Genomic DNA, 19,019 nt, shown 5'->3' on the forward strand with positions numbered 1-19,019 from the left:
TCGCCCCCGGGCCGGTCCCCGGCGCCCACTTCCGGCGTAGCCTGAGCGCCATGAGGCAGGACGCCGATCCCGGGCTCTTCGGACCCCGCTCCGTCACCTGGCAGCTGCACGGCGACCCCGTGATGTGGATCGCCGGTGTCAGGGCCCTGTGGCTCCAGGCACTGCACCCGGTCGCCGTCCGCGGCGTCATGATCAACAGCAGCTTCCGGGAGGACCCCTGGGGCCGGCTCATGCGGACCGCGAACTTCGTGGGCACCCTGAGTTACGGGACGACCGAGGCGGCGGAGGCGGCCGGCGCCCGCGTCCGCCGGATCCACCGGAAGCTCGGCGTGGACGACCCCGAACTCCTCCTCTGGGTTCACTGCGCCGAGATCGACTCGTACCTCTCGGTGGCGCGCCGCTCCGGCATCCCGCTCACCGACGCCGAGGCCGACCGCTACCTCGACGAGCACCGCGTCTCCGCCCGCCTCGTCGGCCTCGACCCGGAGACCGTCCCGGGCTCCACCGCCGAACTCGCCCGCTACTTCACGTCGATACTTCCCCGGCTCGAAGCCGGACCCGACGCGCGGACCGTCGAGGACTTCCTGCGCCGTCCGCCGGTGAAACCCGTCCTGATACCGGCGCGCGAGGTGATCTGGCGGCGCGTGGCAGCGCTCGCGTACGACACTCTGCCCCCCTACGCCCACGCCCTCTACGGCAGGCCCGCCCCGGCGGCCGAAACCGTCACCCACCGGCTCACGGCGACGGCCAACCTGCTCCGGTGCGTGCCGGACCGCCTCCGCTGGCGTCTGCCGCCCCGGCACATCCTCCGGGCCATGGACCGCCTCGGGCAGGACACCCGCCCCGATCCCTACGCCCGCCTCGGCGCCCAGCGCGAACCGGGCGCCGGGACCCGCCACCCGGGTACCGGGAACCGTTCCGATCCCTGACACGCGCCCTACCCGTACCCACTGTCAGAGGCTGCGGCCATACTGGACAGGTCGGGGCGGGTGCACGGAAGCGACGGGGGCGACAGCACACGATGGGGGACAGCGGGCTGATCCAGGGCCGGTACCGCCTGCACGAGGTCATCGGCCGCGGAGGCATGGGCGAGGTCTGGCGTGCCACCGACGAGGCACTCGGGCGCGGCGTCGCCGTGAAGTGCCTCAAACCGCTCGGTCCGCAGCACGACCCCCACTTCCTCTCGGTGGTGCGCGAGCGCTTCCGGCGCGAGGCCCGCGTCGCCGCCGCGCTCCAGCACCGGGGCATCACCGTCGTCCACGACTTCGGCGAGTACGACGGCGTGCTCTTCCTCGTCATGGAGCTCCTGGAGGGACGCAACCTCAGCCAGCTCCTCGCGGCCAACGCCCAGCACCCCCTGCCCGTCCAGGACCTCGTCGAGATCGCCGACCAGGTCGCCGACGCCCTCGCCTACACGCACCGCCAGGGGATCGTGCACCGCGACCTGAAGCCCGCGAACATCATGCGGCTGGCCGACGGGACGGTGAAGATCTGCGACTTCGGGATAGCGCGACTCGGCACCGACATGGGCTTCACCTCCAAGCTCACCGGGACCGGCATCGCCATGGGCACGCCGCACTACATGTCCCCGGAGCAGATCGGCGGCGGCGAGGTCGACCACCGCAGCGACCTCTACTCGCTGGGCTGCGTGCTGTACGAACTGGCCACCGGAGCCCCGCCCTTCGACCTGGGGGACTCCTGGGCGATCCTCATCGGACACCGGGACACCGTGCCGCGCCCGCCGCGTTCCCACCGCGCGGAGCTGCCGCCCTACTTCGACCGGATCGTCGTCGACCTGCTGGCCAAGGTCCCCGAGGAGCGTCCGGCCGACGCGGGCGACCTGCGGCGCCGGATCGTCTCGGGCCGCTTCGCCCTGTCCCCGGCGCCCGTGGCCGTTCCGGTCACGGCACCGGGCGTCGAGCTCGCGGAGACCGCGCCCTACCCGGTCCCGGGAGCTCCGCGTCCCGGCCCTGGTGCGCCCGCGCCCGCGTGGGCACGGGAGATGCGCGGCGGACCCCGGCCCGGGACCCCGGCCGGCACCGTCGCGGCGCCGCGACCGGCCGCCCACGACCCGGCCGCGGCCGTCCTCACCACCGAGTGGACCACCGCCACGCGCGCCTCGGACGCGAGCTCGCTCGCCGACGAGAGCGCCGCCCCCGCCCCCGGCCCCACGGCGGAGCTGCTCGCGGTGCTCGCCGGCCGCCACCGTGCCGGGATCGGCCTCGGCCGGCTCGACCGCTGGGACGAGGCCGAGGCGGTTCTCCGATCCGTCGCCGAACACCGTGCCCGTGTGCTCGGCGACGACCACCCCGACACCCTGACCACTCGCTACGAGGTCGGCTTCGCGCTCGCCCGGCTCGACCGCCCCGCCGACGCCCTGGACGTCTTCGACCGGGTCGCCGAGGGCCGCGCCCGGGCCCTCGGCGGCGACCACCCCGACACCCTGGCGGCGCGTCAGGAGCGGGCGTACGCGCTGGGCCGCCTCGGGCGGCACACGGAGGCGTACGAGCTGTACGTCGCCGTGCTCGCCGCCCGCGAGCGCACCGTGGGGCCCGACCACCCCGATACCCTGCGCTGCCGTCACAACCTCGCCTTCACGCTCGGGCGCCTGGGCCGGCTGGAGGAGTCGTACCGCACGGCGAGCGAGGTCGTGGAGGCCCGGGCCCGGCTGCTCGGCGAGGACCACCCCGACACGCTCGTGACCCGCCACGAGGTCGCGTACACCCTCGGGCGGCTGGGACGCGGGCAGGAGGCGCTCGCCCAGTACCGCAAGGTGGCCGACGCGCGCGCCGCGGCCCTCGGCGACGAGCACCCGGACACCCTCACCGCCCGCTACGAGACCGGGGTCTGCCTCGGCCGCATCGGGCAGGCCGCGGACGCGCTCGACGTCTGCCGCGACGTCGTCGCCGCCCGCACGCGCGTGCAGGGCTCCGACGGGCCCGAGACCCTGCGCGCCCGCCACGCCCTCGCCGTCAACCTCGGCAGGCTCGGTCGCTGGGCGGAGTCCCTCGACGAGTCCGAGAGCGTCCGTTCCGCCCGGGAGCGCGTCCTGGGCCCCGACCACCACGACACCCTCCTGAGCCACCGCGAGACCGCCGTGGCCCTCGGCCGGCTCGGCCGCTGGGAGGAGGCGCTGGCCGCACACCGCGCGATCGCCGCCATCCGCGGCCGCGTCCTCGGCCCCGACCACCCCGACACCCTCGCCGGACTCGAGGACGAGGCCCACTGCCTGGAGCGCCTCGGCCGCCACACGGAGGCGGTCGCCCTCCACCGCAGAGCGGCAGCCGGCCCACGGCATTCCTGACCGGGCTACCCCACCTGACCCACAGCGCCCTGACCGGGACACCACCACTGACCCACCGCCCCCTGACCGGCTCGCCCCCTGACCGGCCACCCCACCTGCCCCACCACCCACCCCTGACCGGCCGCCCACCCCGACCCGCCCGCCTCCGTGGTCTTCCCCGGTCCCGTGGCGTCGTGTGAGCATGAGCCATGACCGCCCGTGACCCGCTCCCCGGCGCCCCCGCCGCTCCCCGCGCGTACGACATCGTCGTCGTCGGGGGTGGCCACAACGGCCTCGTCGCCGCCGCTTATCTGGCCCGTGCCGGACGGTCCGTCCTCGTCCTGGAGCGGCTCGGCTCCACCGGCGGGGCGGCCGTCTCCACGCGGCCCTTCGCCGGGGTCGACGCCCGGCTCTCCCGGTACTCGTACCTCGTCTCGCTCCTCCCCGAGAAGATCGTGCGGGAGCTGGGACTGCGCTTCGCCGTGCGGAAACGGTCCGTCTCCTCGTACACGCCGAAGGGCGACAGCGGACTCCTCGTCGGCGGCGGGCCCGACCGCACCAGGGCCTCCTTCGCCGCGCTCACCGGCTCCGACCGCGAGTACGAGGCCTGGCAGGCGTTCTACGGGCGCACCGGGCGGGCCGCCCGGCGGATCTTCCCCACCCTCACCGAGGCGCTCCCCACCCGGGAGGAGCTCCGCGCCCGCGTCGACGACGCCGAGACCTGGCGGATGCTCTTCGAGGAGCCGCTCGGCGTGACCGTCGAGCGGAGCTTCGCCGACGACCTCGTCCGCGGAGTCGTCCTCACCGACGCCCTCATCGGCACCTTCGCGGACGCCCACGACCCCACGCTCCTCCAGAACCGCTGCTTCCTCTACCACGTCATCGGCGGCGGCACCGGAGACTGGGACGTCCCCGTCGGCGGCATGGGCGCTCTCACCGACGCCCTCGCGGACGCCGCCCGCGCGGCAGGGGCCCACCTGAGGACGGGGCACGAGGTCACCCGCGTCGAGACCGACGGCCACCGTGCCACCATCACCTACCGCACGGCCGACGACGGCGAGTCCACCGTCGACGCCGGGCAGGTGCTCGTCAACGCCTCCCCGCAGGAGCTCGCCGCCCTACTCGGCGAGACACCCCCGGCGCCCGCGGAGGGCGCCCAGCTCAAGGTCAACATGCTGCTCACCCGGCTCCCCAGGCTCCGCGACTGCTCCGTCGACCCGCGCGAGGCCTTCGCCGGTACCTTCCACGTCGCCGAGGGGTACGAGCAGCTGGCTACCGCCCACGCCGAGGCCGCCGCCGGACACCTGCCCACGGCCCCGCCCTCCGAGATCTACTGCCACTCCCTGACCGACCCGACGATCCTCGGTCCCGAACTCGCCGCCCGCGGCCACCAGACCCTCACCCTCTTCGGTCTGCACACGCCCGCCCGGCTGTTCGCCGCCGACAACGAGGGCGCCCGCGCCGCGCTCCTCAAGGCGACCCTCGCCCAGCTCGACGCCCACCTCGACGAGCCGATCGCCGACTGCCTCGCCCTCGACGACGACGGCCGCCCCTGCATCGAGGCGAAGACCCCGCTCGACCTCGAACGCGAACTGCGCCTGCCCGGCGGCCACATCTTCCACCGTGACCTCTCCTTCCCGCACGGGGACGAGGGCGCCGGCCGCTGGGGCGTCGAGACGCACCACGCCAACGTGCTGCTGTGCGGCGCGGGCGCGATCCGCGGCGGCGGAGTCAGCGGCGTCCCCGGCCACAACGCCGCGATGGCCGCCCTCGGACGGTGACCCCGCGCGCCCTCGGACGGTGAGCCCGCGCGCCCTCGGACGGTGACCCCGCGCGCCCTCGGACCGTGATGCGCGCGTCCTCGGACCGTGCTCCCGAGCGTGCCCGGCCGGTGACCCCGCGCGCCCTCGGACGGTGACCCCGAGCGTCCTCGGACGGGTGCCCCGAGCGTCCGTCCTCGGACCATGACGCGCGCGCCCTCGGGCGGTGACGAACAGCGCACCCCGGTTGACGTCGGCCTCCTCCCGCCTGGGGCGTGAAGCTGATCTGCGAGCGCGCTTAAGAAATCCTCGATGGACCAGGAGCCCCGCGTTACGGAAGATTCTCTTCCAGGGATCTTGGGCGCTCCACCGTGCCCGCACCCCCACATCACAGGACACGCACGTCGGGAGCCGTTGCATTGAAGGCGCTGGTCAAGCTGAAGGCGGAGCCGGGACTCTGGCTCACGGACGTGCCCGAGCCGGAGACCGGCCCCGGGGACGTACTGATCAAGGTCAAGCGGACCGGTATCTGCGGAACCGACCTCCACATCCGCTCCTGGGACGGCTGGGCGCAGAAGTCCATCGCCACGCCCCTGACGATCGGCCACGAGTTCGTGGGCGAGGTCGTCTCCGTCGGCCGTGACGTCTCGGACATCGCCGTCGGCGACCTGGTCAGCGGCGAGGGCCACCTCGTCTGCGGCAAGTGCCGCAACTGTCTGGCCGGCCGCCGCCACCTCTGCCGCGCCACCGTCGGCCTCGGTGTCGGCCGGGACGGCGCCTTCGCCGAGTACGTGGCGCTGCCCGCCTCCAACGTGTGGGTGCACCGCGTCCCCGTCGACCTCGACATCGCCGCGATCTTCGACCCCTTCGGCAACGCCGTGCACACGGCGCTGTCCTTCCCGCTCGTCGGCGAGGACGTCCTCGTCACCGGCGCCGGCCCGATCGGCATCATGGCCGCCGCCGTCGCCAAGCACGCCGGCGCCCGCAGCGTCATGATCACCGACGTCAGCGAGGAGCGCCTCGACCTGGCGCGCAAGACGGGCGTCACCCTCGCCCTCAACGTCGCCGAGCAGACCATCGCCGATGGCCAGCGCACCCTCGGGCTCAAGGAGGGCTTCGACGTCGGCCTGGAGATGTCGGGCAACCCGCACGCCATGCGCGACATGGTCGCCAACATGACCAACGGCGGAAAGATCGCCATGCTGGGCCTGCCCAGCGAGGACTTCGCCGTCGACTGGGCGAAGATCGTCACGTCCATGATCACGGTCAAGGGCATCTACGGCCGCGAGATGTTCGAGACCTGGTACGCGATGTCGGTGCTCCTGGAGGGCGGTCTCGACCTCGCCCCCGTCGTCACCGGCCGGTACGCGTACTTCGACTTCGAGGCCGCCTTCGACGACGCAGCCTCCGGCAAGAGCGGCAAGATCATCCTCGACTGGACTGCGGGAGCCTGACCCATGTTCGATTCCGTACGCGACGACATCCGTGCCACCCTCGAAGAGATCCGCGAGGCCGGTCTCCACAAGCCCGAGCGTGTGATCGGCACCCCTCAGTCGGCCACCGTCGCCGTCACCGCCGGAGGCCGTCCCGGCGAGGTCCTCAACTTCTGCGCCAACAACTACCTGGGCCTGGCCGACCACCCCGAGGTCGTCACCGCCGCCCACGCGGCGCTCGACCGCTGGGGCTACGGCATGGCGTCCGTCCGCTTCATCTGCGGCACGCAGGAGGTGCACAAGGAGCTGGAGGCGCGCCTGTCCTCCTTCCTCGGCCAGGAGGACACGATCCTCTACTCCTCCTGCTTCGACGCCAACGGCGGCGTCTTCGAGACGATCCTCGGCCCCGAGGACGCCGTCATCTCCGACGCCCTCAACCACGCCTCGATCATCGACGGCATCCGCCTCTCCAAGGCCCGCCGCTTCCGCTACGCCAACCGCGACATGGCCGACCTGGAGCAGCAGCTCAAGGAGGCCACCGAGGGCGGCGCCCGCCGCAAGCTGATCGTCACCGACGGCGTCTTCTCCATGGACGGCTACGTCGCCCCGCTCGCCGACATCTGTGACCTGGCCGAGCGCTACGACGCCATGGTCATGGTCGACGACTCGCACGCCGTCGGCTTCGTCGGCCCCGGCGGCCGCGGCACCCCCGAGCTGCACGGCGTCATGGACCGCGTCGACATCATCACCGGTACCCTCGGCAAGGCCCTCGGCGGCGCCTCCGGCGGCTACGTCGCGGCCCGCGCCGAGATCGTCGCCCTGCTGCGCCAGCGCTCGCGCCCGTACCTCTTCTCCAACACCCTCGCCCCGGTCATCGCCGCCGCCTCCCTCAAGGTCCTCGACCTTCTGGAGTCCGCCGGAGACCTGCGCGACCGGCTGAACGCCAACACGGCGCTCTTCCGCTCCCGCATGACCGAGGAGGGCTTCGACATCCTCCCCGGCGACCACGCCATCGCCCCGGTCATGATCGGCGACGCGTCCGAGGCGGGCCGGATGGCCGAGCTGCTCCTGGAGCGCGGCGTGTACGTGATCGGCTTCTCGTACCCGGTCGTGCCGCAGGGCCAGGCCCGTATCCGCGTGCAGCTCTCCGCCGCGCACTCCATGGAGGACGTGAACCGGGCCGTGGACGCCTTCGTCGAGGCCCGCGCGGCCCTCTAGCGGGTGGCGTGCGCGGGCCCCGCGGCCTGCGAGACTAGGAGCATGATCGAAGCGCGGCGGTTGCACATCCTCCGTGCGGTGGCGGACCACCGTACGGTCACGGCGGCGGCCGCCGCGCTCTATCTCACCCCCTCCGCCGTCTCCCAGCAGCTCGCCGCCCTGGAGCAGGAGACCGGCCACCGCCTGGTGGACCGCAGCGCCCGCGGCGCGCGCCTCACCCCGGCCGGCGAGATCCTGCTCAGCCACGCCAACGCCGTCCTCGCCCAGCTGGAGCGCGCCGAGTCCGAACTGGCCGCCTACAGCTCCGGCGAGGCCGGTACGGTCACGGTCGCCGCCTTCGCCACCGGCATCGGTCTCGTGGTGGCCCCCGCCCTCACGGCTCTGGCCGGCACCGCGCCCGGCATCCGGGTCCGCGTCCAGGACGCCGAGGGCGACGAGAGCCTCATGATGGTCCTCGACCGGCAGGTCGACGTGGCCGTCGCGGTGGAGTACCGGGGAGCCCCGGGCGAGGACGACGCCCGCCTCACCCGCGTCCCGCTCTACGCGGAACCCTTCGACGCGGTCCTGCCGCCAGGCCACCCCCTCTCCGCCGGTGAACGGGTCGCGCTCGGCGACCTCGCCAAGGACGCCTGGATCGGCCAGTCCGCCGGCAACCCCTGCCATGACGTGACCGTCCTGGCCTGCGAGTACGCCGGGTTCACACTGCGCCCGGAGCACTCCTCCGACGACTTCCGCGCGGTCGTCGCCCTCGCGGCGGCCTCCGCCGGCGTGGCGCTCGTGCCGCGTTCCGCGCTGCGCGGCATGGAGCTCACGGGCGTGGCGGTCCGCCCGATCGACGGCGTCGCCCCGACCCGCAGGGTCTTCGCCGCCGTCCGGCGCGGCGCCGAGGACCACCCTCTGATCAGCCCGGTCCTGACCGCCCTGCGCACGGCGTCGCAGACCGGCGACTGACCCCCTCGCCACCTCGTGTGATCATGTCTGCGCAGTCCGCCCGGGAGTCCGCCCCGCACGCCCTCAATCGGCGGACCGCGTCCAGCCGTCGGCCTCGATGCGCGCCCCGTCGGCCGGACGCGCCTCGTCGAACACCGGTTGCCCCGCACCGTCGAGGAGCCGCACCCCGTCCACGTACACGCCCCGTCCCACGTACCGCTGGTCCGTGGTGTACCGCCAGCGCAGGCGCGCGTCCGTCGTCGGCAGGGGCGCGGACACGGTGTGCCAGACGCGGCCGGACCAGCCGCCGACCGAGCCCGTCGGGTGCTCGGCGCCACCGTCCGTGGTGAACGGCACCGGTCCCCAGGTCGCGCCGCCGTCGGCCGAGGCCTCCAGGGCGACCTTGTCGGCGCCCGGCTCGGTGTCCCACCAGAGCGCGCACTCCAGGCGCGCCGCGCCCGCCACATGAGGGAGCGTCAGCGTGGCCGTCGTGGCGCTCGCCATGCCGGAGAACCAGGAGGTACGGCCCCGGGAGGGGCGGACGGGCACGGCGCGGGCCAGGTTGTTCGCGGCGGCGACCCGGGGCGCCGAGCCGGAGCGCCACGAGCGCACCGGGTGGACCGAGTTGCCGAGGACGATCAGGAAGGCGTCGGTCGTCGGGTCGAGGACCAGACTGGTGCCGGTGAATCCGGTGTGGCCGGCCGTGTGCGGGGTGGCCATCGCGCCCATGTACCAGTGCTGGTGGAGCTCGAAGCCGAGACCGTGCTCGTCGCCGGGGAAGGCGGTGTTGAAGTCGGTGAACATCAGCTCCACGGACTCGGGGGAGAGGATGCGGGCGCGGCCGTACGCCCCGCCGTTGAGGAGGGTGCGAGCCAGGATCGCGAGGTCCCAGGCGCGCGAGAACACTCCGGCGTGGCCGGCGATTCCACCCATGCTGTGCGCGTTCTCGTCGTGGACCTCGCCCCACACCATGCCCCGGTCGAGCCCCGACCAGGGGCGCCGGGCGTCCTCGGTCGCCGCGATCCCCGGCCGCCACGAGAGCGGTGGGTTGAAACGAGTGCGGTGCATCCCGAGCGGAGCGGTGATCTCGTCGTGGAGCAGGGTATCCAGACCGTGACCGGTGATCTCCTCCAGGATCAGCTGGAGCGAGATCAGATTCAGGTCGGAGTAGAGGTACGCGGAGCCCGGCGGGTTCGCCGGCACCTCGTTCCAGAGCAGCCGCAGCTTCCCCTCCCGGGTCGGCTCCCGGTACAGCGGGATCCAGGACCGGAACCCCGAGGTGTGCGTGAGCAGCTGACGAACCGTGACGTCCCGCTTCCCGCCACCCCCGAACTCCGGGAGGTACGCGGTGACCTTCGCCTCCAGCTCCAGGGCCCCGCGCTCGATCTGCTGCACCGCCAGGATCGACGTGAAGAGCTTGGAGACGGACGCCAGGTCGAAGACCGTGTCCTCGGTCATCGGGAGCCGCTCGCCCGGCGGCAGCTCGACCCCGGTGTCCGTCTTCTCGTCGTACGCGGAGTAGCGCACGGCCGAGCCGATCGGCCGGTGCAGGGCGACGGTCCCGCCGCGCCCGGCGAGCAGCACGGCGCCCGCGTACCAGGGGTGCGTGGGAGAGGGGGAGAGGAAGGCCTCGGCGTCCGTCACCAGCCGGTCCAGGTGCCCGGGAAGCAGCCCGGCCCGCTCGGCCGACCCGCGCCGCAACGTCGTCCGCCGCGCCGCCCGCCCGGGGCCGGCCCCCGCGGATCCCGCCCCCTCAGGCCCCGGCGCCGCCGCGGCCCCCGGCACCACACCGATCATCACCGCGCCTCCCAGGGCCAGTACGCCACCGCCGAACGCGCGGCGGCTCAGAACTCCGTGTCGTGCCGCATCCTCCGTCATGCCCACCCTCTCCCACGATGCGCCGCGACGAAACGTCGACGTGCCGCCGTCGTACGGCAGATACGCGGCCCCCCTTGTTGCCGCCCCGGCCCCGCCGCCACGGAGACGCCACGGGTACGCTGCCCATCCGTGAAGCACCGGTGGCGGATCGGCAGAGGCCGACCCAGGAGAGGGAGGGCACCGTGTCCCAGGAGGAACGTGACGCCAGGCTGGGCCTCACGGGTTTGACCGGCGCGGAACGAGAGGCCCGGGTGCGTCTGCTGACGGAGCGGATCGCGCGGGAGGTCGCCGAGGCGAGGGCCGCACTGGACGCGCAACGGGCAGAACGCCGTGCGTCACAGGACGTCAGGCCGGCCGTCGACGCCCCGGAGGAAAGGTGAGCCGAGCCGGACGGCGTCCGACGCAGAGGCGCCGCCGCCAAAGAATCTGACGCGGCATCAGAAAATCTCTTCCCTCCGTCGCCCCGCTGCGGCATCCTGCCGCCCATGAAGACGGAGCTGAGTCGCACCCTGGGGATCGAGCACGCCATCTTCGGCTTCACGCCCTTCCCCGCGGTGGCCGCCGCCCTCACCAGAGCCGGCGGATTCGGAGTTCTCGGCGCGGTCCGCTACACCGCGCCCGACGACCTCGCCCGCGACCTCGACTGGATGCAGGAGCACACGGACGGCCTGCCCTACGGCCTCGACGTCGTGATGCCCGCGAAGAAGGCCGAGGCCCCGGGAGGTCGGACGCTGAGTGAAGCGGACGTCGAGGCCATGATCCCCGAGGAGCACCGCGCGTTCGTCCGCGCGACCCTCGCCAAGCACGGCGTGCCCGAACTCGCCGAGGGCGAGGCCTCCGGCTGGCGGATCACCGGCTGGATGGAGCAGGTCGCGCGCGGCCAGCTCGACGTCGCCTTCGACTACCCGATCAAACTGCTGGCCAACGCCCTTGGCTCGCCGCCCCCGGACGTCGTCGCCCGCGCCCACGACCACGGCGTCCTCGTCGCCGCCCTCGCGGGCAGCGCCCGGCACGCCCGCCACCACGCCGACGCCGGGATCGACGTCGTCGTCGCCCAGGGGTACGAGGCGGGCGGCCACACCGGCGAGATCGCGTCCATGGTCCTCACCCCGGAGGTCGTCGAGGCGGTGTCCCCGCTGCCCGTGCTCGCCGCCGGCGGCATCGGCAGCGGCGAGCAGATCGCCGCCGGACTCGCCCTCGGCGCCCAGGGCGTCTGGCTCGGCTCGATCTGGCTCACCACCACCGAGGCCGACCTGCACTCGCGCGCCCTCACCGCCAAGCTCCTCGCCGCCGGCTCCGGCGACACCGTCCGCTCCCGCGCCCTGACCGGCAAGCCCGCGCGCCAGCTCCGCACCGAGTGGACGGACGCCTGGGACGACCCGGCCGGCCCCGGCACCCTCCCGATGCCGCTCCAGGGACTCCTCGTCGCCGAGGCCGTCTCCCGTATCCAGAAGTACGAGATCGACCCGCTCCTCGGCACACCCGTCGGTCAGATCGTCGGCCGGATGAACTCCGAGCGCAGCGTCCAGCAGGTCGTCGACGAGCTCACCCGGGGCTTCGAGAAGGCCGTCGACCGCATCAACCGCATCGCGGGACGGAGCGAGGCATGAGCCAGGGACCCACCGGCTTCTGGGCCCAGGCGGCCGCCGACCCCGGGCGTACGGTGCTCGTCGCCCCCGACGGCGAGGAGTGGAGCGCCGGCCGGCTGCACACCGAGGCCAACCGCCTCGTCCACGGGCTGCGCGCCGCCGGACTCGAACGCGGAGACGCCTTCGCCGTCGTCCTGCCCAACGGCCCCGAGTTCTTCACGGCCCATCTCGCCGCCACCCAGGCCGGGTTCTACCTCGTCCCCGTCAACCACCACTTCGTCGGACCCGAGATCGCCTGGATCGTCGCCGACTCCGGCGCCAAGGTCCTGCTGGCCCACGAGCGGTTCGGCGAGGCGGCGACCCTCGCCGCCGACGAGGCCGGGCTCGCCCCCAGCCACCGGTACGCCGTCGGCACCGTGCCCGGCTTCCGCCCGTACGCCGAACTCCTCGACGGCCAGGACGGGTCGGCGCCCGCCGACCGCACGCTCGGCTGGGTCATGAACTACACCTCGGGGACCACCGGACGCCCCCGGGGCATCCGCCGCCCGCTGCCTGGGAAGCTCCCGGAGGAGACCCATCTCGGCGGCTTCCTCGGCATCTTCGGCATCCGGCCCGCCGACGGCAACGTCCACCTCGTCTGCTCGCCGCTCTACCACACCGCCGTCCTGCAGTTCGCCTCCGCCGCCCTGCACATCGGGCACCCCCTCGTCCTCATGGACCGGTGGGCGCCGGAGGAGATGCTGCGGCTCATCGACCGGTACGCCTGCACCCACACCCACATGGTCCCCACCCAGTTCCACCGCCTGCTCTCCCTTCCCCAGGACGTACGGGAGCGGTACGACGTCTCCTCCATGCGCCACGCGATCCACGGCGCCGCGCCCTGCCCCGAGCACGTCAAGCGGGCGATGATCGACTGGTGGGGCCGGTGCGTCGAGGAGTACTACGCGGCCAGCGAGGGCGGCGGCGCCTTCGCCACGGCGGAGGAGTGGCTGAAGAGGCCCGGTACGGTCGGCAGGGCCTGGCCCATCAGCGAACTCGCCGTCTTCGACGACGACGGGAAGCGACTGCCCCCGGGCGAAGTCGGCACCGTCTACCTGAAGATGAACACCGGCGGTTTCCAGTACCACAAGGACGAGGCGAAGACCGCGAAGAACCGCATCGGCGACTTCTTCACCGTCGGCGACCTCGGCGTCCTCGACGAGGGCGGCTACCTCTTCCTCCGCGACCGCAAGATCGACATGATCATCTCGGGCGGGGTCAACATCTACCCGGCCGAGATCGAGGCCGCGCTCCTCACGCACCCGGCCGTCGCGGACGCCGCCGCCTTCGGCATCCCGCACGCCGACTGGGGGGAGGAGGTCAAGGCGGTCGTCGAGGCGGCCGAGGGGCACGAGCCGGGCCCCGCGCTCGCGGACGAGATCCTCGCCCACTGCGGTGACCGCCTGGCCGGCTTCAAACGCCCCAAGACGGTCGACTTCGTCACCGCCATGCCCCGCGACCCCAACGGCAAGCTGTACAAGCGCCGCCTCCGCGACCCGTACTGGGAGGGTCACGACCGCTGAACGAAAAGGGTGAAAGCTGCCATATGGCAGGATGCGGATCATGAGTTCGAGCACGGCGTCATTGACACGACAGTGGACCACCTGGGGCCCGGTGGTGGCCGCGCTCGCGCTCGGCGCGGCCTGGGGGCGAGACCTTCCCGGCTTCGCCGTCGGGCTCATCGCGCTCTGCCTGATCGCCGCCGTCCTCGCGGCCGTCCACCACGCGGAGGTGGTCGCCCACCGCGTCGGCGAACCCTACGGCTCGCTCGTCCTCGCCGTCGCCGTCACCGTCATCGAGGTCGGACTCATCGTCACCCTCATGGCGGGAGGCGGCGAGAAGACCTCGACCTACGCCCGCGACACCGTCTTCGCCGCCGTGATGATCACCTGCAACGGCATCGTCGGCCTGTCCCTCCTCGTCGGCGCCCTCCGCAACCGCGTCGCGGTCTTCAACGCCGAGGGCTCCGGCGGCGCGCTCGCGACCGTCTGCACCCTCGCGGTCATGACACTCGTCCTGCCGACCTTCACCACGAGCGAGCCAGGACCCGAGTTCTCCTCCGCGCAGCTCGCGTTCGCCGCCGTCGCCTCGCTCTGCCTGTACGGCGTGTTCGTCGCCGTCCAGACCATCCGGCACCGCGACTACTTCCTCCCCGTGCCCCGGCCCGGCGAGGAGGCGGCGGACGAGCACGCCGACCCGCCGGGCAGAAGCGAGACCCTGGCCAGTCTCGGCCTGCTCGTCCTCGCTCTCGTCGCCGTCGTCGGCAACGCCAAGCTGGTCTCGCCCACCATCGAGGACGGCGTGGAGTCGGCGGGTCTGCCGAAGGCGGTCGTCGGTGTCGTCATCGCCCTGATGGTGCTGGCGCCCGAGACCCTCGCCGCCGTCCGCGCGGCCCGCCGCGACCGTATGCAGACCAGCCTCAACCTCGCCTACGGCTCCGCGATCGCCAGCATCGGACTGACGATTCCGGCGATCGCGCTCGCGTCGATCTGGCTGTCCGGGCCCCTGGTGCTGGGCCTCGGCCCGCTCCATCTGGTCCTGCTCACCCTCACCGGTGTGGTGAGCGCGCTGACCGTGGTGCCCGGACGGGCCACGCTCCTCCAGGGCGGCGTCCATCTCGTGATCTTCGCCGCCTTCGTGTTCCTCTCGTTCAGCCCATGAGGGCTGCTCGGTCCCTGACGCTCCGTTCAGCCCCTGACGGCCCGTTCAGTCCCTGACGGCCACCACCCGGAGCGCCGGCGAGCGCAGGATGTCCTTCTCGCAGAACCGCGAGGTCACCCAGCGCTCGCCCGCGTACAGCCGGGTCTGGTCGCTGTAGTGCGGGGACTGCGGGTTCGATGACTGGGAGTACGAGAGCAGGGTGCGGGCCACCGGGCAGCGGCCCCCGTCCCAGCCCACGGCCTGTACGTGGCTGGTCCCGTGCGCGACCTCCACATAGCCGCCGCCCGCCGCGTTCCACACGGGCTCCGTCTTGTTCCAGACGCCCAGCGACTCGGTCCCGCCGCTCACCGGGAGCCGCTCCCCGTTCCGTACGACGAACTGGTGCGAGCCGAGCGGCGCGTCCAGCGGGATCCCCGCCGCCCGCAACTCCGCCGCCGCGTCACGCAGCGCCTTCGCGAAGCCCGGCGCGGCCGTGTTCACGGTGTGCGGGGTGCGGACCGGGTCGGCCGCCGAGAACGGCACCTTCCACTGCTCGGCCGGCGGCACGGAACCGGCGAACTTCCGCCAGAACCGGTCGAAGAACAGCGCGCCCCGGCTCTCGGAGTTCACCGTCCTGTCCCAGGCGCCGATCACCCGGCAGGCCTCCGGATCGTCCGGCAGCGCCGCCGGGCAGGCGGCGGCGACGTCGGCCGCCGCCAGATCACCGGCCGGCGCCCGGTTGGCGAACTGCTGCCGCTGCAGGTCGGCCACCGTGAGCCGCCCCCGGTCCGCCATCGCCGCCACGTCCTCGACACCGCCCCGGGTGCGCAGCGAGCGCTGCGTGGCGGTCGTGCCGAAGATCCGCTCGTAGCCGCTCAGCGGCCGGTCGGCGTTGGTCAGCCAGGCGCTGTCGTTGGAGTTCTCGACGTACGGGGTGTCCCGCAGGACCGGCATCCGCGCCGGACCGAAGGTCCCCGGCTGGACCGCGTCCGGGTCGGACCCGAGCGCGCAGTCCGCGCGCGAACCGTCGAGCACCGCGACGCCCGATGCCGGGTACGTCACCCGGCCCAGCGGGGTCGAGCAGCGCTGGGCGAGCTCGTCGGTGATCCGGGGGAGCACCTGTGACTGGCTGAAGTACGAGTGCCCTGCCGAGTCGGCCGCGATCGTGTTGACCCACGGAAGCCCCTGCGTCCGCCGCAGCGTGTCGGCGACGTCCTGCGTCGAGCGCGCCCTGCCGAAGCCGAGCGCGGTGTCGGAGCCGCGCATGTTGACGGCGTTGGGGTCGTTGAGCGCGTACGCCGTCGTCGCGGACCACGGCAGCGGGAGCTGCGCTCCGAGGCCGCCGACGACGGGGCCGTACCGCGTCCACCATTGCGTACGGGTGACGGGGTCGCCGCCCTTGACCGGGACGCTCACCGTGCGCGCGGTCATCCGCTCCGGGCGGCCGTCCACCAGGTAGGACGTCGGGTCGCCCGGCGCGAGCGTGAGCTGGTGGAGGTTGAGGGGGACGCCGGTGGCGACGGTGTGGCTCCAGGCGACCCTGTCGTTGAAGCCGATGTTCACGACCGTCGTGCCGAGGAGCGAGGCGCCCGAGACGTTCAGCTCACCAGGGATGGTCTGCTGGGACTGCCAGAAGCGGCGGCCGCCCTGCCAGGGGTAGTGCGGATTGCCCAGGAGCAGCCCGCGCCCGTTCGCCGTCGTGGCCCCGGAGAACGCGACCGCGTTGGAGCCCATGGTGGCGTTCTCCGCGGCGAACAGCGCACGGGCCGCCTCGGCGGTGCGCGCCGGATCGGGATCCGCACCGGGTGCCTCGTCGGACGCCGGGCCGGATATCGGTTCGGGTGCCTGGGTGGATGCCGGCGGAGCGGCGGGCGGCCGGGCGGCGGTGATGCCGTCGACGGCCCGGCCTTGTCCGCCGAGGACCGAGACGGCGAAACCGCGCCGCGCCACGTCGAGCGCCGTCACCGGGCGGACCCAGTCGGCGCCCGCGCAGGCGGGGTCGGTGACGCGGTTCTTCCGCAGCCAGGCGTTGTAGCCGGCCGCCCAGCCCCGCATCAGTTCCTTGAGGTCGCCGCTCGGCCCGGCCGGCGCGGGCGTCCGGAGCAGTTCCTCGACCGTCCCGGCGTCCTTCACGCCGCGGAAGTACAGATCGCTGGAGAGGTTCGAGGTGGCCGAGGAGAGCGAACCGTCCGGGGCCGCGTCCGTACCGAAGTACCGGGACCGTTCGCCGTTCACGGTCAGGAAGCCGTCGGCGAGGACGCAGACCTGGTCGGCGGCCTGCGCCCAGCCCGTGCCGAAGCCCAGGTTCGCGTAGTCCTTCGCCACGATGTGCGGGATGCCGTACTCGGTGTACCGGATGACGGCCGACAGACCCCGGTCGGACGGCCGGTGGCCGCGGTCGCCGGAGTCGGCCGCCGCCGCGCCGGGCAGTGTGGCGGTGACGACGGCGAGAGCCGCGCCGGTGAGCGCCAGGTGTTTCAGACGGGTGCGGAGGTGCAAGATGCCTCCCAACGGATGGATGAGCACTGCGGGTTGGACCATGCACGCAGTTGCGTGCCCCCTTGTCAACATCCCGTTCGGTATCCGAGGTCGGGGTGTGTGTGCCGGAGGTACGGCGCGCCGCACGGTACTTGACCTTCCGCCCGTCGCACGCTGAGGATCGCGGCATGGAACGACTCCTCAGCCGCACCGTCGACGGCGTCCTCCGCATGAGCGCCCAGCGCGTCCCGGACCGGATCGCCGTCCGGTACGGCGACCGGACCTGGACGTACGCCGAGCTGGACGCCGCCGTGTCGACCGCCGCCGCCGTCCTGCGGGAGCCGCGCCACGGCCATGGCCTCCCCGACCGGGCCAGGGTCGCGACCTTCGGCCACAACTCGGACGCCTACCTCATCGCGTTCCTGGCCTGCGCGCGGGCGGGCCTGATCCACGTGCCCGTGAACCACCACCTGGCCGGCGACGACCTCGCGTACCTCCTGGAACAGTCGGAGAGCTCGCTGGTCCTCGCCGACCCCGCCCTCGTGGACCGCGTCCCGGACGGCTTCGCGGTGAAAGCCCTGCGGGACGCGCCCGGTTCACTCCTCGACGCGATCGCCGTGCCGGAGGAGTACCGGAGCGAGCGCGACGCCGGGGAGGTCGTGCAGCTCCTCTACACCTCGGGCACCACCGCCCTGCCCAAGGGCGCGATGATGACCCACCGCGCGCTCGTCCACGAGTACGCGAGCGCCGTCGAGGCCCTCGACCTGCGCGAGGACGACCGGCCGGTCCACGCGCTGCCGCTCTACCACTCGGCGCAGACGCACGTCTTCCTGCTGCCCTACCTCGCCGTCGGCGCCGAGAACACGATCGTCGACGGACCCGACCCCGGCGCCCTCTTCGACCTGATCACGACGGGCCGCGCGGACAGCTTCTTCGCCCCGCCGACCGTCTGGATCGGCCTCGCCAACCATCCGGACTTCGCCGACCGGGACCTGTCGCCGCTGCGGAAGGCCTACTACGGGGCCTCGATCATGCCCGTACCGGTACTGGAACGGCTGCGGGCGCGGCTGCCCGGACTGCGCTTCTTCAACTGCTTCGGCCAGTCGGAGATCGGCCCCCTCGCGACGGTCCTCGGCCCCGACGAGCACGAGGGCCGCATGGACTCCTGCGGGCGGCCCGTCCGCCACGTCGAGGCAAGGGTCGTCGACGAGGACGGGAAGGACGTGGCCGACGGCGCCGCCGGCGAGATCGTCTACCGCTCACCGCAGCTGTGCGAGGGCTACTGGCGCAAGCCCGAGGAGACCGAGGCGGCCTTCCGGGACGGCTGGTTCCACTCGGGCGACCTCGCCGTGCGCGACGCCGAGGGCTTCCTCACCATCGTCGACCGGGTGAAGGACGTCATCAACTCCGGGGGAGTGCTCGTCGCCTCGCGGCAGGTCGAGGACGCCCTCTACACGCACCCGGGCGTCGCAGAGGTGGCCGTGATCGGCCTCCCCGACGAGCGCTGGATCGAGGCCGTCACCGCGGTCGTCGTCCCGCGCGGCGAGGTCTCGGAGACCGAACTCCTCGCGCATGCCCGGGAGAAGCTCGCCCACTTCAAGGCCCCGAAACGCGTCCACTTCATCCCGGAACTGCCGCGCAACGCGAGCGGCAAGATCCTCAAGCGCGAACTGAGGGACCGTTACTCGACCCAGGAGTGACGGTCCGGCGGTGCCGGCTCAGCGGTGACCTTCCGGCGATCGGTGCCCCGGCCGGCGGAGGGCCTGCTCGG

At 73.2% G+C, this 19,019-nt stretch carries 12 protein-coding genes; 10 read left to right on the plus strand and 2 right to left on the minus strand.

What is annotated here, in order from left to right; all coding sequences use genetic code 11:
• The first annotated feature begins 50 nt into the window (after positions 1-50).
• The 6 genes from ACWFR1_RS28210 to ACWFR1_RS28235 all read left to right on the plus strand — a co-directional run bounded on the left by ACWFR1_RS28210 (position 51) and on the right by ACWFR1_RS28235 (position 8,645).
• Entirely contained in the window at positions 51-929 is an 879-nt protein-coding gene (locus tag ACWFR1_RS28210; protein ID WP_453555842.1) for an oxygenase MpaB family protein, read from the plus strand.
• A 92-nt stretch (positions 930-1,021) separates the two neighbouring features.
• Positions 1,022-3,304 (plus strand): tetratricopeptide repeat protein, encoded by a 2,283-nt coding sequence (locus ACWFR1_RS28215; RefSeq protein WP_453555844.1) that lies wholly within the window; start codon positions 1,022-1,024, stop codon positions 3,302-3,304.
• Between the two features lie 188 nt (positions 3,305-3,492).
• Positions 3,493-5,064, plus strand: a complete 1,572-nt coding sequence (locus ACWFR1_RS28220; protein ID WP_453555846.1) for a phytoene desaturase family protein — start codon at positions 3,493-3,495, stop codon at positions 5,062-5,064.
• 398 nt (positions 5,065-5,462) lie between these two features.
• Positions 5,463-6,497, plus strand: a complete 1,035-nt coding sequence (gene tdh, locus ACWFR1_RS28225) for an L-threonine 3-dehydrogenase (RefSeq protein ID WP_453555848.1) — start codon at positions 5,463-5,465, stop codon at positions 6,495-6,497.
• A 3-nt stretch (positions 6,498-6,500) separates the two neighbouring features.
• Positions 6,501-7,694: a glycine C-acetyltransferase gene (locus ACWFR1_RS28230; protein WP_453555850.1), complete on the plus strand. Its 1,194-nt coding sequence runs from the start codon at positions 6,501-6,503 to the stop codon at positions 7,692-7,694.
• Between the two features lie 42 nt (positions 7,695-7,736).
• The gene (locus tag ACWFR1_RS28235; protein ID WP_453555852.1) at positions 7,737-8,645 is read left to right on the plus strand and encodes a LysR family transcriptional regulator; all 909 of its coding nucleotides are present in this window, start codon (positions 7,737-7,739) and stop codon (positions 8,643-8,645) included.
• 63 nt (positions 8,646-8,708) lie between these two features.
• Here ACWFR1_RS28235 and ACWFR1_RS28240 read toward each other — a convergent pair whose 3' ends face one another.
• A complete protein-coding gene (locus ACWFR1_RS28240) occupies positions 8,709-10,502 on the minus strand; it encodes a serine hydrolase (RefSeq protein ID WP_453555854.1) in 1,794 nt (597 codons plus the stop codon).
• Positions 10,503-10,987: 485 nt separating this feature from the next.
• Between ACWFR1_RS28240 and ACWFR1_RS28245 the strand changes: the two genes are divergently transcribed.
• From ACWFR1_RS28245 to ACWFR1_RS28255, 3 genes are read left to right on the plus strand one after another with little or no spacing between them, the layout of a single operon-like run.
• On the plus strand, positions 10,988-12,112 hold the full coding sequence (locus ACWFR1_RS28245) for an NAD(P)H-dependent flavin oxidoreductase (RefSeq protein ID WP_453555856.1): 1,125 nt from the start codon (positions 10,988-10,990) through the stop codon (positions 12,110-12,112).
• A complete protein-coding gene (locus ACWFR1_RS28250; RefSeq protein ID WP_453555858.1) occupies positions 12,109-13,653 on the plus strand; it encodes an acyl-CoA synthetase in 1,545 nt (514 codons plus the stop codon). The genes ACWFR1_RS28245 and ACWFR1_RS28250 overlap by 4 nt, the downstream gene beginning before the upstream one ends.
• Before the next feature lie 40 nt (positions 13,654-13,693).
• Positions 13,694-14,791 (plus strand): calcium:proton antiporter, encoded by a 1,098-nt coding sequence (locus ACWFR1_RS28255; protein WP_453555860.1) that lies wholly within the window; start codon positions 13,694-13,696, stop codon positions 14,789-14,791.
• A gap of 45 nt (positions 14,792-14,836) precedes the next feature.
• Here ACWFR1_RS28255 and ACWFR1_RS28260 read toward each other — a convergent pair whose 3' ends face one another.
• Positions 14,837-17,269, minus strand: a complete 2,433-nt coding sequence (locus ACWFR1_RS28260) for a penicillin acylase family protein (RefSeq protein WP_453555861.1) — start codon at positions 17,267-17,269, stop codon at positions 14,837-14,839.
• Between the two features lie 167 nt (positions 17,270-17,436).
• Here ACWFR1_RS28260 and ACWFR1_RS28265 point away from each other — a divergent pair, with 167 nt between their 5' ends.
• Positions 17,437-18,948: a fatty acyl-CoA synthetase gene (locus ACWFR1_RS28265; RefSeq protein ID WP_453555863.1), complete on the plus strand. Its 1,512-nt coding sequence runs from the start codon at positions 17,437-17,439 to the stop codon at positions 18,946-18,948.
• The last annotated feature ends 71 nt before the right edge of the window (positions 18,949-19,019 follow it).

The organism is Streptomyces sp. NPDC055103, assembly GCF_053607625.1.

Excerpts from the sequence above, each read along its gene's own strand:
- ACWFR1_RS28210 (WP_453555842.1), top strand. The coding sequence starts at position 51 with ATGAGGCAGGACGCCGATCCCGGGCTCTTCGGACCCCGCTCCGTCACC.
- ACWFR1_RS28215 (WP_453555844.1), top strand. The coding sequence starts at position 1,022 with ATGGGGGACAGCGGGCTGATCCAGGGCCGGTACCGCCTGCACGAGGTC.
- ACWFR1_RS28220 (WP_453555846.1), top strand. The coding sequence starts at position 3,493 with ATGACCGCCCGTGACCCGCTCCCCGGCGCCCCCGCCGCTCCCCGCGCG.
- ACWFR1_RS28230 (WP_453555850.1), top strand. The coding sequence starts at position 6,501 with ATGTTCGATTCCGTACGCGACGACATCCGTGCCACCCTCGAAGAGATC.
- ACWFR1_RS28235 (WP_453555852.1), top strand. The coding sequence starts at position 7,737 with ATGATCGAAGCGCGGCGGTTGCACATCCTCCGTGCGGTGGCGGACCAC.
- ACWFR1_RS28240 (WP_453555854.1), bottom strand. The coding sequence starts at position 10,502 with ATGACGGAGGATGCGGCACGACACGGAGTTCTGAGCCGCCGCGCGTTC.
- ACWFR1_RS28245 (WP_453555856.1), top strand. The coding sequence starts at position 10,988 with ATGAAGACGGAGCTGAGTCGCACCCTGGGGATCGAGCACGCCATCTTC.
- ACWFR1_RS28250 (WP_453555858.1), top strand. The coding sequence starts at position 12,109 with ATGAGCCAGGGACCCACCGGCTTCTGGGCCCAGGCGGCCGCCGACCCC.
- ACWFR1_RS28255 (WP_453555860.1), top strand. The coding sequence starts at position 13,694 with ATGAGTTCGAGCACGGCGTCATTGACACGACAGTGGACCACCTGGGGC.
- ACWFR1_RS28265 (WP_453555863.1), top strand. The coding sequence starts at position 17,437 with ATGGAACGACTCCTCAGCCGCACCGTCGACGGCGTCCTCCGCATGAGC.